The sequence below is a fragment of the Amycolatopsis bartoniae genome, assembly GCF_014191255.1.
In the GTDB taxonomy this organism is placed as follows: Bacteria; Actinomycetota; Actinomycetes; order Mycobacteriales; family Pseudonocardiaceae; genus Amycolatopsis_E; species Amycolatopsis_E bartoniae.
Genome location: NZ_JACHWH010000001.1, coordinates 965,623 through 982,223 on the forward strand (window position 1 = coordinate 965,623; position 16,601 = coordinate 982,223).

The 16,601-nt window shown below is 71.4% G+C and carries 13 protein-coding genes; 4 read left to right on the top strand and 9 right to left on the bottom strand.

The window, feature by feature from the left end:
* Window positions 1-15: 15 nt before the first annotated feature.
* From FHX82_RS04790 to FHX82_RS04815, 6 genes are all read right to left on the bottom strand, one after another.
* Window positions 16-1,512, bottom strand: coding sequence for a serine/threonine-protein kinase (locus FHX82_RS04790; protein ID WP_145937969.1), 1,497 nt, complete (start codon window positions 1,510-1,512; stop codon window positions 16-18).
* Window positions 1,513-1,700: 188 nt separating this feature from the next.
* Window positions 1,701-2,543 (bottom strand): hypothetical protein, encoded by an 843-nt coding sequence (locus FHX82_RS04795; protein WP_145937970.1) that lies wholly within the window; start codon window positions 2,541-2,543, stop codon window positions 1,701-1,703.
* 152 nt (window positions 2,544-2,695) lie between these two features.
* A complete protein-coding gene (locus FHX82_RS04800; RefSeq protein ID WP_229881532.1) occupies window positions 2,696-3,805 on the bottom strand; it encodes a hypothetical protein in 1,110 nt (369 codons plus the stop codon).
* A gap of 308 nt (window positions 3,806-4,113) precedes the next feature.
* Window positions 4,114-4,419 (bottom strand): hypothetical protein, encoded by a 306-nt coding sequence (locus FHX82_RS04805; RefSeq protein ID WP_145937971.1) that lies wholly within the window; start codon window positions 4,417-4,419, stop codon window positions 4,114-4,116.
* Window positions 4,420-4,479: 60 nt separating this feature from the next.
* Window positions 4,480-4,776: a chorismate mutase gene (locus FHX82_RS04810; RefSeq protein ID WP_145937972.1), complete on the bottom strand. Its 297-nt coding sequence runs from the start codon at window positions 4,774-4,776 to the stop codon at window positions 4,480-4,482.
* Between the two features lie 163 nt (window positions 4,777-4,939).
* Window positions 4,940-5,320, bottom strand: a complete 381-nt coding sequence (locus FHX82_RS04815; protein ID WP_145937973.1) for a DUF1707 SHOCT-like domain-containing protein — start codon at window positions 5,318-5,320, stop codon at window positions 4,940-4,942.
* A 110-nt stretch (window positions 5,321-5,430) separates the two neighbouring features.
* On the opposite strand from FHX82_RS04815, the gene pcrA reads away from it, so the two are divergent.
* On the top strand, window positions 5,431-7,812 hold the full coding sequence (pcrA, locus tag FHX82_RS04820; RefSeq protein ID WP_183176476.1) for a DNA helicase PcrA: 2,382 nt from the start codon (window positions 5,431-5,433) through the stop codon (window positions 7,810-7,812).
* Window positions 7,813-9,122: 1,310 nt separating this feature from the next.
* On the opposite strand, the gene FHX82_RS04825 is transcribed toward pcrA, so the two are convergent.
* Window positions 9,123-9,806, bottom strand: a complete 684-nt coding sequence (locus FHX82_RS04825) for a M23 family metallopeptidase (RefSeq protein WP_145939355.1) — start codon at window positions 9,804-9,806, stop codon at window positions 9,123-9,125.
* A 473-nt stretch (window positions 9,807-10,279) separates the two neighbouring features.
* Between FHX82_RS04825 and FHX82_RS04830 the strand changes: the two genes are divergently transcribed.
* The 3 genes from FHX82_RS04830 to sucD all read left to right on the top strand — a co-directional run bounded on the left by FHX82_RS04830 (window position 10,280) and on the right by sucD (window position 14,287).
* The gene (locus tag FHX82_RS04830; protein ID WP_145939354.1) at window positions 10,280-12,037 is read left to right on the top strand and encodes a hypothetical protein; all 1,758 of its coding nucleotides are present in this window, start codon (window positions 10,280-10,282) and stop codon (window positions 12,035-12,037) included.
* Between the two features lie 146 nt (window positions 12,038-12,183).
* Window positions 12,184-13,353 carry an ADP-forming succinate--CoA ligase subunit beta gene (sucC, locus tag FHX82_RS04835; protein ID WP_183176478.1) on the top strand — a complete coding sequence of 390 codons (1,170 nt, stop codon included), beginning with the start codon at window positions 12,184-12,186 and terminating at the stop codon, window positions 13,351-13,353.
* A gap of 4 nt (window positions 13,354-13,357) precedes the next feature.
* A complete protein-coding gene (gene sucD, locus FHX82_RS04840; protein WP_183176479.1) occupies window positions 13,358-14,287 on the top strand; it encodes a succinate--CoA ligase subunit alpha in 930 nt (309 codons plus the stop codon).
* Here the strand turns inward: sucD and FHX82_RS04845 are convergent.
* Entirely contained in the window at window positions 14,238-15,428 is a 1,191-nt protein-coding gene (locus FHX82_RS04845) for an MFS transporter (RefSeq protein WP_229881502.1), read from the bottom strand. The two genes, sucD and FHX82_RS04845, sit on opposite strands and share 50 nt — an antisense overlap.
* A gap of 541 nt (window positions 15,429-15,969) precedes the next feature.
* Window positions 15,970-16,437, bottom strand: coding sequence for an Rv2732c family membrane protein (locus FHX82_RS04850; protein ID WP_145937478.1), 468 nt, complete (start codon window positions 16,435-16,437; stop codon window positions 15,970-15,972).
* Between the last annotated feature and the right edge of the window lie 164 nt (window positions 16,438-16,601).

A 16,601-nucleotide genomic window follows, 5' to 3' on the forward strand; every position in this document is an offset into this window, starting at 1 on the left:
GCCCAGCGAGGAGCCTCAGCCGTTGCCCCCACCGGCGCCACCTGAGCCATCGTCGCTCGTGGTGGTGGTGGGACTTGGCTTTGAGCTGGACTGCGCACTCGACGTCGGCTGCTTCTTCGAAGAGCTGGTCGACGTCTCACCCGTGGGTTCCTCGGCCGCGGTGGACCGGTGCGACGAGCTGGTCTTCGTCGACCTGGTCGCCGTCGCCGACTCGGTCTCCGACGGCGCCGCGGACTCCGTGGTGAGCACCGAAGAGCTGGTCGGCGCGGGCGGGGGGACCACCGGCTGGTTGTCGGTGATCTTGCTGTCGCCGTTGTTCGGCCCGTTGAACAGCCAGATGCCCAGCGCGACGAGCGCGATCACGACGACCGCGCCGATCGCCGCGGGCACCTTCCACTTCCCGGGCCGCTCGTCCTCGTCCACGTCGGCGGCCGGCTCCTCGCCGTCGGCGTACCCGGCGGGGACGGCACGCGTACGGCCGTCGTAGTCCTCCGTCGGATAGGCCGCCGTGGCGCCGTAGCCGTCCTCGGCGTAGTCGTCCTCGTAGTCGTCGTAGAAGTCGTCCTGCCGCGTGCCGCCCAGGTTGCCACTGAACGCGCGGGTGGCCGCGGCACCGGCGGCAGCGCCCGCCGCGAGCGCGCCGGGCGAAGCGACCCTCGTCGCGTCCGCGGGGCCGCCCAGCGGGGTCTCCCCGCGCGCCACGGCGGACAGCAGCTCCTCGGACTCCTCGGCCGTCGGCCGGTGCTTGACGTCCGGGTGCAGCATGACGGCGAGCACGCTGGCCAGTGGCCCGGACTGCCGGGGCGGGTTGATCTGCCCCGCCGCAACGGCGTGCAGCAGGCTCAACGTGTTCTCGCTGAGCCCGAACGGCGGCTGCCCCTCGCACGCGGCGTACAGCGTCGAGCCGAGGGAGAACACGTCGGACTCCGGCCCCGGTTCGCCACCGATGGCCACCTCGGGCGCCAGGTACGCGGGGGTGCCCGCGATCATGCCGGTCTTCGTGACCGTGACGTCGTCCTTGGCCCGCGAGATGCCGAAGTCGGTGATCTTCACGACGCCGTTGTCACCGAGCAGGATGTTGCCCGGCTTGATGTCGCGGTGCACGATGCCGACCGCGTGCGCCTCCTTGAGCGCGGCCGCGATCTGGGTGCCGATGCTCGCCACCTCCGGCGGCGGCAGCGTCTTGCGCTCGCGCAGCAGGTCGGCGAGGCTCGTGGACGGCAGGTACTCCATCACCAGGCACGGGTGCCCGTTGTCGTCGGTGACCACGTCGAACACGGTGATGGCGTTGGGGTGGTGCAGGCGGGCCGCGATCCGCCCCTCGCGCATGGTGCGCTGCTTGGCGTCCTCCGCCTCGTGCGGGTCCAGCCCCGGCTGGAGCAGGAGCTGCTTGATCGCGACGGTGCGGGCGAGGACCTCGTCGTGGGCCTGCCAGACCGCACCCATGGCTCCGGTGCCGATCCGCCGGACCACGCGGTAGCGGCCGGCGACCAGGCGGCCTTCGTCGCTCACGCGACCTCCTTCGGGGCTGTCTTGCAGGGCGCGGCACAGTTCCGCCTGCCCGGAGCGTATGCACATGTCCCGATCCCGCGGGACCGGTTCAGCCGAAGCCAGCTCGTGACAAGGCTAGGGTGCTCACTCTTCGCACATACACTCGGCACGCTTCGGGGCGCCTGTCGGTTGCCTGCTATGGCGGAAGACTACAGCTGCTCCGCGGACAGCAGGACGGCCTTGGAGATCACGTTCCGCTTCCCTCCGGTCACCGTGAGCACCTGCGTGACCCGCAGCTGCGTGCCGTCGTGCTGGTGCATCGTCACGACCGCGCGGACCGTGCCGTCGGGCTGCACCTCGACGTCGTTCACGTCGACCCCCGTCATGGAGCTCCACGCGCGGACGAGGTCGCCCGGCTCGTCCCCGGCGAGGTCGGCAGTGAGCATGGCCAGCGCGTCCTCCGGGTGCGGCGACACCATGCGCTGGTAGAACTGCTCGACCAGCGACACCTTGTCGTCGTCGGTCGCCTGCGCGGAGCTGGTGGCCGAGGTAGTGCCCGCCGGGCCGTTCGCGGTCGGCTGCGTCTGCGCGACCGGAACCTGCGAGGTGGCGACCACGTCGTCCCGGTGGCTCGGCGCCGTACTGCCGGTGGACCGGGACGAGCCCTGGACGTTGGGCACGAAACCGCCGAGCGCGGCAGCCCCGGTGATCTGCGGGGCGGCGGGAGCCGCGGCCGCACCGGTGTCCGGCCGCTGGCGGGTCAGCATGGCGGACGCCACGACCGCGCCCACGAGCAGGGACGCCGCGGTGGTGAGGCCCGCGAGCTTCGCGACCTTGGACAGCCTGCTCTCCGGCTCGCGCGGGGGTTCGTCCTCGCGCTTCGCCTGGACGCGGGGCGGCGGCAGGAAGGTGCGTGGTTCGCGCACGGGCTCGGTGGCGAGGTAGGTGTCTTCGACCAGCTCGAAGTCGAGCTCCTGTGCCGACAGGAGGTCCTCGACGGTGAGGGCGTCCGGCGTGCGCCGGGATCGCCGCCGATCGTGCACGACTCTCATGGCCTCTGTTCCGGTAGATCGGGTTCTCTGCTCGTTCATCAGCCAACCGGGGCAAGTCGTTACCGGCCACCCTGGATCGGTGGACAGCCGCCAGGACACGACGAACGGCATCCCGCGTCACCCGACTGGCGCAACGGCAGGTCCGGCCGGGGTCAGCTGCCGTCGCTCGCGATCTTGCCGCCTTCGAAGGTGAGTGTGCGCTGGACGGTGTCGGCGGTGCCGTTCTTGCGCACCAGCTTCACCGTGCAGACCGTGGTGCCGTCGTACTGGTGCACCTGCACGTGCTGGACCTGGAAGTAGGCCACGTCGGCGTACTTCTGTTCGAGCCCCTCGGCACCCTCCTGCTGCAGCTCGCCCGTGGTCATGGCGTACGCCGCCTGCGGGTCCTCGGTCACCGTGTCGAGGTAGCGCTGGGAGTTCTGCGCCAGCACCTTCGGGTCGCCCTGAGGGATCCGGAACCGGAACGGGTCGGCGTCGTAGGGCGCCGAGGTCGGGGCGGGCTTGACCGGAACCGGCGTGGTGGTGGGCTCCTGGCCCGCGGGCGTGCCCGAGGTGGTGCGGGTGGGCGTGACCGGGCTGTTCACGGAGCCTTCGGAGGTGGTGCCATCCGGCTCGCGGATGCTTTCGGGCAGCGGCGCCGTGGTCTCTGCCGACGAGGACGTGCTGCTCTCGCCGGCCGGCCGCCCGTTGGAGGGCTCGCTCGAGTAGCCGCCGCCGTCGGGCGCGGGCACGACCCGCTCCCCGCCGAGCGTCGGCAGGCCGCCGCCGAGCCCGGGGATCCACGCGTCGCCCGCCTGGTCCGGAGTGGGCTTGCCGACCAGCGCGGACCCGGCGAACAGGAGGGCCAGGACGACGCCGCCCGAGGACGCGGTGGCGAACCACGCGGCCTTGCGCCACGTGCGGGGCGGCGTGACCGACGCGGGCACGGACCCGAGGTCGAACGACCCCAGCCCGGTCTCCGGCGGCGCGACGTACACCCGCACGTCGTCGTCCTCGGCGTTCTCGTCGTGCGGGGTGGGCGGCGTCAGCGTGACCTTGGTGCGCCGGGGTGGCCTGCGCGGCGGCGTGACCGGTTCCGGCAGCGGCAGCTCGCCGTGCGCCGCCGGGAAGGCGGCGGAGGTGGTCTCCAGCGGGGACAGCGGGGGCAGTGAGCCGCGGGCAGGGGGGTCGGCAGGCGTGAACGACGCGTGCCTGCCCCCGGCCGCGCGCGGCGGCACCTGGGGAGTCCAGGTGCCCGCACCTCGCCGGTGCCGGCCGGTCACAAGGGGAAGGTGTTCGATCGATTCGGCCCCGCCTGTCATGCCGGGTGGACCCCTCCCCCCGGGCCTCGTGACGCCGGCAGGAAAGCGGTTAAGCCGGATGGAGCAACATGCACACGGGAAAATGCACGTTCATCTGCACGCGCACGGCGAGACGCCGAGCAGGTGCCGTCGATCGCGCGAAGTTCCACGCCTCAAGGGTAAAAGGCTTCAGCCGCAACGGGAGCACGGGCTCCCAAGTTCACCCTGACGGGGTCGCGTTTCGCCGACACTGCGACTTGCAGTGTGTAACCGCGCCCCGCCGCGGTGTTTTAGCCGCCGGTACGGTACTTCTCCTGGGTGGACTGCAGGGCCTTCACCGCCACCGCCCCGCTCCCGGCGGCCAGCAGGATGGCGATGACGTCCATCGTCGGCCCGCCCGCGGTGAACAGCCACGCGAGCAGCGAGGCCGCGGTGGTCCCGCCGGCGATGCCCCACCGGCTGCGCACGTACTGCGCCACCGGAGCACCGCCGGCCCGCTTGTTGGCGGCGTTGTTGAGCAGCGCCAGATATCCGACGTGGCCGAGCGCGGCGAGCACACTGGCTATCGCGACCACGACCGCGATGAGGTTAATCATGCGTCCAGTGTGCCCGCCCGCGGCGCTTCGGGGGTCGGGGAAAATCCCTGAACGGAACGCCTACCGGCCGAGGCGGCCGCGCCCCAGGTTCAGCAGCGCCATCGCGAGCTGGCGGCCGTCGGGGCCGAGCTCCCGGTAGCGGGCGAGCACGTCCATCTCGCGGTTGTAGACGATGCGGGTGCCGCCCGCGGCCATCCGCGCGCGGCCGATCGTCTGCGAGACCTCGACGCGGCGCTTGACCAGGCGCAGGATCTCCGAGTCGAGCCAGTTGATCTCCTTGCGCAGCTCGGCGATCTCCTCGGCCGAGGCCACCGGCTCCGCCGAGGAGACGCGGTCGTCGTCTGTCTGTGCGTTCATCTGGACCTCCGATCGGTCCGGACTTCCACCCGGTCCCAGAGCCGACGAAAGCCCCGGGTCCGTGGACTCCGGGGCTTGGTGGTGATTGCGGGCGACACTACGCGATCACGGGAGCCGGAGTCCGGTCCCGTAGAAAAATCGGTACGCGTGGTGCCGCATGCGCTCAGTATGGCACAACTCGTCCCCGGTTCCGGAGCGCCGCGTGACCCATGAGACTCAGCGAGAGCCAGAACAGCGGCGCGACGGGCCAGAAGAACGGCGCCCCGGACGCGGCCCAGGCCACCACGAGCAGCACCGCCAGTACCGCGACCGCCGCGGCGTGCACACGCAGCGGCGCGGGGAAGCGCGGCCGCGGCACCGGTTCGGGTGGCAGGTCGGCCACGAAGGCGGCCAGCTCGTGGACGTAGGTGGTGGCATAAACCGCGCCCAGCCGTTGTTCTGTTTCGTCGAGTGTCAGGCGGCCTTCGCCGCTCGCGCGCTGGATCCGGGCGGCGGTGCGCTCGCGATCGGCGTCCGAGGCGCGGATCCCCTTCGGTGTCGTCATACCCTCGATGCTCCGCACCGGCACGGGGCTCGGCATCGGCCGCCGGGCGACATCCGCGGCTACGTCCGGTGCGGTAGACCGTCAGTCCCCCCGAGTAGCGTGGATCCCCGATGAGCACCCTCTTCGATCTCCCCGCCGAAAAGCCGGCGGCCGCCCCCGCCGGCCGCCATGCCGACCTGCTCGCGGACCTCAACCCCGCCCAGCGCGAAGCCGTCACCCACGCCGGTGTGCCGCTGCTGGTCGTGGCCGGGGCCGGTTCGGGCAAGACCAGGGTGCTGACCAGGCGGATCGCCTGGCTGCTGGCCCAACGCGGCGCGCAGCCCGGCGAGATCATGGCCATCACCTTCACCAACAAGGCCGCGGCCGAGATGCGCGAGCGGGTCGCGAGCCTCGTGGGCCGCCGCGCCAACGCGATGTGGGTGTCGACGTTCCACTCGATGTGCGTGCGGCTGCTGCGGCGCGAGGCCAAGACGCTCGGCATGTCGTCGAACTTCTCCATCTACGACTCCGACGACACCAAACGGCTCATCACGCTGGTGGCGCGCGATCTCGACGTCGACCCCAAGCGGTATCCGGCCCGCACGCTCGCGGTGCACATCTCGAACCTGAAGAACGAGCTGGTCGACCCGGAGAGCGCCAAGGAGAAGGCGGCCAACGACCTGGAGCGGCGCGTCGCGGAGGTCTACGTCGAGTACCAGCGGCGGCTGTCGCTCGCCAACGCGATGGACTTCGACGACCTGATCATGCGCACGGTCGAGCTGCTGCAGGTCTTCCCGGACGTCGCCGAGCACTACCGGCGCCGGTTCCGGCACGTGCTGGTCGACGAGTACCAGGACACCAACCACGCGCAGTACACGCTGGTCCGCGAGCTGGTGGGCACGCACCGGTCGGAGTCCGGCGTGGAGCCCGCGGAGCTGTGCGTGGTGGGTGACGCGGACCAGTCGATCTACGCGTTCCGCGGCGCGACGATCCGCAACATCGAGGAGTTCGAGCGGGATTTCCCGAACGCGCGCACGATCCTGCTGGAGCAGAACTACCGCTCTACGCAGACGATCCTGTCCGCCGCGAACGCCGTGATCTCGCGGAACCCGAACCGGCGGGACAAGCGGCTGTGGACCGACTCGGGTGACGGCGAGAAGATCGGCGGCTACGTCGCGGACAACGAGCACGACGAGGCGGCGTTCGTCGCGGGCGAGATTGACGCGCTGGCCGACCGCGGCGAGGCGAAGTACTCGGACGTGGCGGTGTTCTACCGCACCAACAATCAGTCGCGGGTGTTCGAGGAGATCTTCATCCGGCTGGGGTTGCCGTACCGGGTGGTCGGCGGTGTCCGTTTCTACGAGCGGCGCGAGGTCCGGGACATGCTGGCGTATCTGCGGGTCATCGCCAACCCGGAGGACACGGTGAGCCTGCGCCGGGTGCTGAACGTGCCCAAGCGCGGCATCGGCGACAGGGCGGAGGCCGTGGTCGCCACCCACGCCGAGCGGGAGCGGATCTCGTTCAACGCGGCGTTGCGTGAGGCGGTCGAGGGCAAGGTTCCGCTGCTCAACCCGCGTTCGGCCAAGGCGATCACGGGGTTCGTGGAGCTGCTCGACGGGCTGCGCGAGCTGGCCGACGAGGGCGCCGAGGTGGCGGACGTGCTGGAGGCAGTGCTGGAGCGCACCGGGTACCGCGCGGAGCTGGAGGAGTCGGACGACCCGCAGGACGCGTCGCGGGTCGAGAACCTGACGGAGCTCGTGACGGTGGCGCGGGAGTTCACCGAGGCGGCCGCCGAGCAGCCGCCGGCGGAGGACGGCCTGCCGGAGCCGGGGTCGCTGCCCGCGTTCCTGGAGCGGGTGTCGCTGGTGGCGGACGCGGACTCGATCCCGTCGCCCGACGGTGAGGACGAGGAAGAGGACTCCGGGGTGGTCACGCTGATGACCGTGCACACCGCCAAGGGCCTCGAGTACCCGGTGGTGTTCTGCACGGGCTGGGAGGACGGGGTCTTTCCGCACCTGCGGGCGCTGGGGGAGCCGGCGGAGCTGGCGGAGGAGCGGCGCCTGGCGTACGTGGCGATCACGCGGGCGCGGGAGCGGCTGTACCTGTCGCGGGCGATCACGCGCTCGGCGTGGGGGCAGCCGATGACCAACCCGGCGTCGCGGTTCTTCGACGAGATCCCGGCCGACTTGATCGACTGGCGCCGGGAGGAGCCGGAGTCGTACGGCTCGCCCCGGACGGCGACCACGTGGGGCAGCAGGCGCTCCTTCGGCGGTGATTCGGCACAGGCCGGTGTGGCGGCGCGGGGCATGCGCTCGACGCCGTTCAAGGGCTGGCAGAACACGGTGGCACTGAAGCTCGACGTGGGTGACAGGGTCAGCCACGACAAGTACGGCCTCGGCACGGTGGTCGAAGCACAAGGCGAAGGCGCCCGAGCCACCGCGACGATCGACTTCGGCGCGGCGGGCAAGGTGAAGCTGATGCTCATCGGCAGCGTCCCGATGGTGAAGCTGTAGGCCCCCTGCGGGGGTTGGGTGGGTCCGACGCGACGGGGCGGCTATGGCGGAGCTGTCATCGGTGAATCGCCCGGGCTACCCGGGCGGCCCTCGCGGCGAGGTTGCGCGGCAGGCCATCGGGGTGGGGTCGCTATGGGAGCTGTCGCGGTGGGCCGCGCGGCAGGCCCTCGCGGCGGGGCCCTCGCGGTGGGGCGATCACGGCAGCCCTCGCGGCGGGGCTGCACGGCAGGCCCTCACGGTGGGGTCGCCACGGAAGCCGTGGCGGCGGGGCCGCGTAGCAGCAGTCCTCGCGGTGGGCCCACCACAGCGGCCATCTCGGGGGCCCACCACAGCGGCCATCTCGGTGGGGTCGCCACAGCGGCTCTCGCGGCGGGGCTGCGCGGCAGGCCTCGGGGCGGGGTCGCCATGGGCGCCGTGGCGGCGGGGTCGCGCGGCAGGCCCTCGCGGCAGCCGTCGCACGGGAGCGTCGCGGCGGCGTCGCATGGAGGCCATCGCGGCGGCGCCGCATGGCAGGCCCTCGCGGCGGGGCCGCGCGGCAGCAGACCCTCGCGGTGGGGTCGCCACAGCGGCCCTCGCGGCGGGGTCGCGCGACACGCCACTGCGGCCGGGCCCTCGCGGCGGCGCCGTGCGGCAGGCCACCGCGGCGGGGCTCTCGCGGCGCTTTCGCAACGGCGGGAGGCCGAGGCGTGTCCCACCGTGGGCCGAGCTGGTCGTACGGCAGGCAGGGGCGCGGCTGCTGCGGCACTGCCTCGTCGTCTGGCGGCTTCGTATAGCCTGCTGTGCGTCAACCCGCCCGTGCTTCGCCTAAGAGCAGTCCAGCACGGCGCGCCCACTCCGCCGCAGCCGCGCCCCATGCCCCTCCGCGCGCCTCCCAACGCCCGGAGCTACCGCCCCTCCACCGAAGCGCGAGCGGACGTGAGAATCTCTCGCGATTCGAGGGCACCCGTTCAGTCGATTCGACGCCGTAAAGGCCGCCACGACCGTTTCAGGCCGCGGCTTGAGGTAACCCTGCGACGGTGCCTGCCGCATCCGCGCGTGTCGCCACTCCGAGGGCCGTCATGGCCTGCGTGGAGCGCGCATCACTCGATCGGGCACACCCTCGGCCGCTCGCGGCTTCCAGCCACATCGTGGCCCCGGAATTGTCGGACCCCTCCGCTATACCTGTACTCGAACACCGGTTCGAGCAGAAGGAGGCTCCGATGCAGCACATCCGCCAGTTCATCCGCCGAAGCGCGGCCTGGTTCGCGCGCCTGCGACCACTCGGGAAGGCGCACCACCGGCGACGGTCCCGAGCGGATCGGCGACCCGAACTACACGTACACGCCCCGCGCGGCGAGCCACGGCCGCGGGTCGATCTTCTTCGTGCCGTTCAGCCAGACCTCGAAGTGCAGATGGGGTCCGGTCGCCTGGCCGCGCTCGCCGATCTCGGCGATCTGCTGACCGCACTTGACCTTCTGCCCCTCGTGCACCGAGAAGCTGTTCATGTGCCCGTACACCTGGATGGTGCCGTCGTCCAGCTGGATCCGCACCCACAGCCCGAAGCCGCTGGCCGGCCCGGCGTCGATCACCGTGCCGTCGGAGGCGGCGTAGATGGGCGTGCCGATCGCGTTGGCGATGTCGATGCCGTAGTGGGTCGTCCCCCACCGGGCGCCGAAGCCCGAGGTGAACGTGCCGTGCGCGGGCAGGCAGGTCTTGGGGCGCGAGGCCTCGTCGGCGGCGGCTTTCGCGGCGGCGGCGTCACGCGCCTCGCGGTTCTGCGTCACCTGGAGGCTGGCGTCGAGCTTCTGCACCTCGGCCGAAGCGTCGGTGTAGTGCGCGGCGGGCACCAGCTCAGGGGCGCCGGCGGGGGCGTCGCCACCGAGGGCGAAGTTGGCGCTCGCGTCCGTGGTGTTGGCCAGCGGCGCCACGCCTTCGGCCTCGGCGGTGCCGAACGACTGCAGGGTCTGGCCTGCCGCGGCGGCGGCGAAAGCACCAGCGGCGACGGCGGCGACCACCACTCGCCCGCGCAGGGCCGAAGACGGGGTCGGGAATCGGTGTCCACCCCGGACACGGACGACCGCACCCTCCAGTGCGCCATCGAGTTCCGGGGAAGGGGCTTCGCCGCTGGGGGAGCGGTGTCGAGCCAAGACGGGAGCCTTCCGTTACTCGGGGGAGCCAGATCGCGAACCCGGGCGGGGGACCCGGTGAGCAACCTCGGGGGTGGTTGCTCGTCGTCCGCTTCGTGACCTGACCGTAATGGGGACCGGGGGACAGTAACGAAAGGAGGTCCTTCTGGGCAAGGTGTCGTCGTGGCCTGGGCTGAAAGTGTGAGCGGCGCGAGCGCTCTAGCAGCAGTGATGACGCAGAGTCGAGGAATGATTACGCCGTCTGTGTGACATGGGTAACGTTTACTGCTCAGCCTCGCCGGGCACCAAGTGTCGCGGGCGGGCCGGTGAACCGGCGTCGTCCTTGCTAGCGTTCCGTGGCAATGACCCGGACTCGCTGGACAGTCGCCGCCCGGTTCTCGCGGACCGATCCGCACCCGGCGGACGCCCTCGACGGGCAGTCGACCAAGACGTTGCTCCCCGCGCTGGTGCTAGGCGCTCTCGCCACCCTGCTGCTGGCCCTCGGGTCGGTGCTCCCGGTGGTCGACGGCGCGGTCCGCGGCTACCCCAGTGCGCCTCTGCTGATCGTGCTCGCCGTGGCTCCACTCGCGCTCGCGGGTGCGTTCCTGCTGAGTGGGCGCGTGGCTGCTGCGGCCGGGGTGTTCGCGGGGGTTGCCGCGCTCGTGCCCGGACGTGCGGTGCTGGACCTGCAGTTCATCGCCGACCCGTCGGCGGCGTCGCGTCCTGAGCTGTACCGGCCGGAGGTGTTCGCCCTGCCCGGGGCGGGCGTCGGCCTCTGGTTGCTGCTCGCGGGGCACGTGGCAACAGTGGCCGCCGGGATCGTCGCGGTCCGGGCGCTCGGGCCGCGGCCGGACTCCGGCTCCACGGAACGTGGGCTGCTGCCGGTCGGGCTGGTGGCCGCGGGTGTCGCGGCGATCGGCGTGATGATGGCGCCGTTCTCCGGGAACGACGCCTTCCTGCCGGTGGGCAGTGCGTTCGAGCGGCCGACCCTGGTGCTGACCGGGTGCCTGCTGCTGGCGTTCGCGTTGCCCGCCGCCGCCGGGCTCGCGATCAGTTCGGGTTCGGCCGCACTGAGCATGGGCGGGCTGCTCGGGCTCGGGCTAGCCGCTGCCACGGTCGCGTTGCCGGAGCTCGTCTCCGGTGCGGTCGTGACGGGCCTCGGGGTCTCGGCCGGGCCGGTCGTGGTGCTGGTCGGTGCGCTCGGGCTCGTGGTCGTCGCGTTTCTGCCGTCCGAGGGACAGCCGGTGGCCGTGAGCGACGACGAGGCGGGCGAGGCAAAGCTGCCGGGCTCGCCGCGGCTGCAGCGGGTCGCCGGGGTGCTGGGCGTCCTGACGATGCTCGCCGCGATCGCGGGCACCTTCACCGATCAGGTGATCGTGACCGGTGAGCTCGGCGGGCCGCAGAGCCCCTCGCGCTGGTTGCTGCTGGTCGCCGGGCTGCTCGTCGGCGTGCTGGGCGTGGCGATGTTCGTGCCGCGGCTCGCGCCGGTCCTGCGTCCGGTGCTGTCGGTGGCCTGGGTGGGCGTGCCACTCGCCGCCACGGCGGTGCTGACCACGGCGATCACCGCCAGCGAGCTCGGTGCCGGGTTGTCGCCGGGGCCGGGGGTGCTGTGGACGTCCGTCGCCGCTGCCACCGCGGTCGCGGTCGCCGTCGTGTCGGTCATCGCCGGAATGGTGGAGCGGGACGACAGCGACGAGAGCCTCGACGTCCTGCTCGGGCCGAACATGATCACGCCGCTGGTGGCGGGCGGGATCCTCGCGGTCGGAGGGTTCGGCACGCCGTCGATCGTCGCGCCGGACTACGTCGAGCCCGCCCTGTGGTCGAACTTCGGCACCCCGTCGTGGGGGCTGCTGCTCGCGCTGCTGACCGTGCTCGGCGCGTGCTTCCTCGCGCCCCGCAGCCGCCCCGCCCGTGCGACGGCGCTGCTCGCCGGGGCGACGTGCGTGGCCGCGCTCCGCGTCCTCGCGCTGCCCCTGACCGGGGACCAGATTCCCGGTGCGCACGCCGGCGTCGGGTGGTGGATCGCGCTGGGTTGTGTCGTGGCTCTCGCGATCGCGACCGTTCTTGCCCCGCGTGGGACGACTCACACCCGAAAAACACCCTCTGGATCCATACGGTGACAGAGTTCACCGGGTGCGGCGCCCCGCGTCTTCCCCCAGGTCGCTAGGGTCGTTCCCGTCCGGCAGCATGGTTTGCAACAAGCACGCATCTGGACCGCCTCATCGCAGGTCAACACAGTGGCGTGTGTCGTCAGGAGACTGGAGTAGTGGACCTCTACGAATACCAGGCGAAGGATCTCTTCGCCGCCCACGGTGTGCCGGTTCTGCCCGGTGCCGTTGCGAGTACCCCGGAAGAAGCGCAGGCCGCCGCCGAGAGGATCGGTGGTCAGGTTGTGGTCAAGGCGCAGGTGAAGACCGGTGGTCGTGGTAAGGCCGGTGGTGTGAAGCTGGCCCAGGACCCGGCCGAGGCCAAGGAGAAGGCTCAGGCGATCCTTGGTTTGGACATCAAGGGTCACGTCACGCATCGGGTGTTGGTGACCGAGGCGTCGGATATCGCGCAGGAGTACTACTTCTCCTTCCTGCTCGATCGCGCGAACCGCACCTTCCTGGCGATGGCCTCGGCCGAGGGGGGTATGGAGATCGAGCAGCTCGCGGTCGAGCGCCCCGACGCGCTGGCCAAGGTGCCGGTCGATGCGATCGCCGGGGTCGACAAGGCCAAGGCGCTGGAGATCCTGACCCAGGGCAATTTCCCCGAGGTGATCCGCGAGCAGGCCGCCGAGGTGGTGGTGAAGCTGTGGGAGACCTTCGTCGCCGAGGACGCCACCCTGGTCGAGGTCAACCCGCTGGTGCGTGACCCGCAGGACAAGATCGTGGCCCTGGATGGCAAGGTCACGCTGGATGAGAACGCCTCGTTCCGCCACCCCGGGCATGAGGAGTTGGTGGACAAGCAGGCCGAGGACCCGCTGGAGGCCAAGGCCAAGGCGAAGAACCTCAACTACGTCAAGCTCGATGGTGAGGTCGGCATCATCGGCAACGGTGCCGGGCTGGTCATGTCCACCCTGGACGTCGTGGCCTACGCCGGGGAGAAACACGGTGGGGTGAAGCCGGCGAACTTCCTCGACATCGGGGGCGGCGCCTCCGCGGAGGTGATGGCCGCCGGGCTGGACGTCATCCTCAACGACCCCGCGGTCAAGTCGGTGTTCGTCAACGTGTTCGGTGGGATCACCGCCTGTGACGCGGTCGCGACCGGCATCGTCGAAGCGCTGAAGATCCTGGGTGAGGAGGCCACCAAGCCGCTGGTGGTGCGTCTGGACGGGAACAATGTCGAGGAGGGCCGCCGGATCCTCAACGAGGCGAACCACCCGCTGGTGACGCAGGTGGACACCATGGACAACGCGGCGGACAAGGCTGCCGAACTCGCGGCGGCAGGAGCGTAGAACAATGTCGATCTTCCTTGACTCTGACAGCAAGATCATCGTTCAGGGCATCACCGGGTCCGAGGGCACCAAACACGCGACCAAGATGCTGCAGGCCGGCGCGAACATCGTCGGCGGGGTGAACGCCCGCAAGGCCGGGCAGACCGTGACTCTCGCCGGGAAGGACCTCACCGTGTTCGGCACGGTCGAGGAGGCCATCAAGGAAACCGGCGCCGACGTGTCGGTCATCTTCGTGCCGCCGCGCTTCGCCAAAGACGCGGTGATCGAGGCCATCGACGCGCAGATCCCGCTCGCGGTGGTGATCACCGAGGGCATCCCGGTGCACGATTCGGCCTACTTCTGGGCCCACGCCGTGGCGAAGGGCAACAAAACCCGGATCATCGGGCCGAACTGCCCCGGCGTCATCTCCCCCGGTAAGTCGAACGCGGGCATCATCCCGGCCAACATCACCGGCCCCGGCAAGATCGGTCTCGTCTCCAAGTCCGGGACGCTGACGTATCAGATGATGTACGAGCTGCGCGACATCGGCTTCTCCACCGCCGTCGGCATCGGCGGGGACCCGGTCATCGGCACCACCCACATCGACGCCCTCGAAGCGTTCCAGGCCGATCCCGAGACCGAGGTCATCGTCATGATCGGCGAAATCGGCGGCGACGCCGAAGAACGCGCCGCGGCCTACATCAAGGACAACGTCACCAAACCCGTCGTCGGCTACGTCGCCGGGTTCACCGCCCCCGAAGGCAAAACCATGGGCCACGCCGGCGCCATCGTGTCCGGCTCCGCCGGCACCGCCCAAGCCAAGAAGGAAGCCCTCGAAGCCGCCGGCGTCAAGGTCGGCAAGACACCATCCGAAACCGCCGCACTCGCCCGGAAAGCGCTTTCAGTCACCAACTCGCCAGAATCGGCCGTCCCGGTTGACGGAGCACCGAGATGAGCGTGGCGGCCACCAGGCCGAGCAGTGCGGTCACGCCGAAGCCCGCGGTGCCAACATAGGCGGCGAGCAGTACGCCGAGCAGTCCGCCGACGGCCTTGGCGCCGTAGAAGAAGCTCGGCAGGGCAAGGCGTTCGCCGAAGTGGCCCTGCACGATTCCCGGCAGCAGTGCATAACACGCGCCAGCGGCGGCACCGGCGAGACAGGCTCCGACGGTCGGCGCCACCAATACCAGCAGCTGCGCGACTCCTGCGGTCGCCAACGCTCCACAAAGGACCGTACGACGACCGAACCTCACGCCCGCCCAGGCAGCGCCGACGCGAGTGAGCCCGCTGGTAGCGGCGAACAGTCCCGCGGCGAGCAGTCCGTGGAACGCGGCCAGGTACGCGATGTCGAAGAGCGCCACCGCGGCCGCTCCCGCCACGGCGAGGTACAGCAGCCACGCCACCGGGCAGCGGAGCGCCTCGGCGACCGAGTACTGCCGGATCGCGGGGCGGTTGTGCCGCAGGTCGCGGTTCAGGGTCTTGTCGAGCGCCCACTGGCGGGGGTCGAGGTGCCGGGGCCACCAGTCGTCGGGCGGGGTACGCAGGATCAGTGCCGCGCCGAGCGCCAGGACGAGCACGACGGCGGCCGCGGGCGTCGGTCCCGTGAGCAGGAAGGGAATCGAGCCGTAGGCGAAGGCTCCGGTCACCACGGCGACCAGCGACGGCCGCTCGGGATACCAGCGCGCGACGGTGCTCTGGCAGGTGCCGTAGACCAGCCCGGCGCCGGCGCCCCCGAGCACGGCGTGACTGGCCAGCACGACGGGAAACTCCCGCGCGGCGGCCAGTGCCACGAACCCCGCCGCGCACAGCACCCCGCCGACGGCCAGGGTCACGGCAGGTGGCAGCCGCGTGGCGACGAAGACGGTGGCGCTCTGGCAAACCGTCCAGACGGCGAGGACCCAGCAGCCCTGCTGCCAGGTCCAGCCACGCTCGGCGACGAGCCCGGGCAGCAGCGCGCCGTAGCCGTACTGCCCGGCCCCGGCCGCGAGCATCACCGCCCACGCCGCGACGAGCACCCAGACCCGCGGTCTCCCCAGCAGGAGGCGGTCCGTCTCGCCGATGCGGTAGCGCCTGCCGTAGAAGTCCTGGATAAGTTGCATACAGTATGTCGTATACGGTGATGGTTGCGTTCGGGTCGCGAAAGGGCAACTGCTGGGACTCGGTGCTGGGCGGGGTGGATGGGGCCGGTTGTGTTGGGTGCGGCGGTGAGAGCTTCCGCGGCCTCGCCCGGCCGGACTTGGGGTCGGCCACGATGGGGAGCACGCCTCAAGGCGGCCAGCTCGGCCGATCCGGTCAGGGCGGTCAGGGCGGTCAGGGCGGTCAGGGCGGCAGGGCGACCAGCGCCGCCAACGCGACCAGCACGGCCAGCCCGGTCAGCGCGGTCAGCGCGGCCAGGGCGGCCTACCCGGTCAGCGCGGCCAGCCCGGCCAACGCGGTCAGGGCGGCAGGGCGGCAGGGCGACCAGCGCCGCCAACGCGACCAGCCCGGCCAGCACGGTCAGCACGGTCAGCACGGTCAGCACGGTCAGCACGGTCAGGAGCAGCGTCCCACGGCGCAGGGCCGGGGCCGGACCGCTGACTCCGCCACCGTCGAGGCCACAAGGCCGCAGGTCATGACGGGTTCGACCGGGGCAGGCCGCGGTCAGGAGCGGGAGAAGGCGGTGCGCAGCCAGTTGGCCGCCAGCAGGATGATCGCCACGAGGGCGAGGACCAGGCCGATCCCGGGACCGCCGCCGGCAACGCCGTTCGCTCCGGCCGACTGCTGCGACCACACCGCGAGCAGGCCGTCGACCGAGGAGAACCAGCCGCCGATGGCGCACACCCACGTCATCCACCACAGGCGCGTGCTCAGGGCCAGCGCGGAGCACAGCACACCGATCACCGTGGACGTCGCGGCGAACAGTTGCGGGATCGCCCCGGCCCGGCCCAAGAGCACCTGCCAGCCCACGTGCCCGCCCGCCCACGGCAGCAACTGCGCGATCAGCAGCACGAACACCAGCACCGACAGGATGAACCCGCGCCGCCCCAGCTCGACCGTGCGGGCGGCCTTCCTGCCGATCTCGTCGACGTCCGCACCCAGCCGGTCGACGTCCGTCTCGTGCTCGGTCATGCGCTCCACCCGCCTGTCGCCACGTGCGGGCTGGGGGCGCCGCACTCCATCCGCTGCTGGGACCTCAGCACGGCTGCCCGCGCCACCGGGCGAACGACCCAGCTGCGCGCCGCCACGGGCGAGCGCCGGAGAAGCCGCACTCCGTCCAGCCGGGGCGCCAGCGT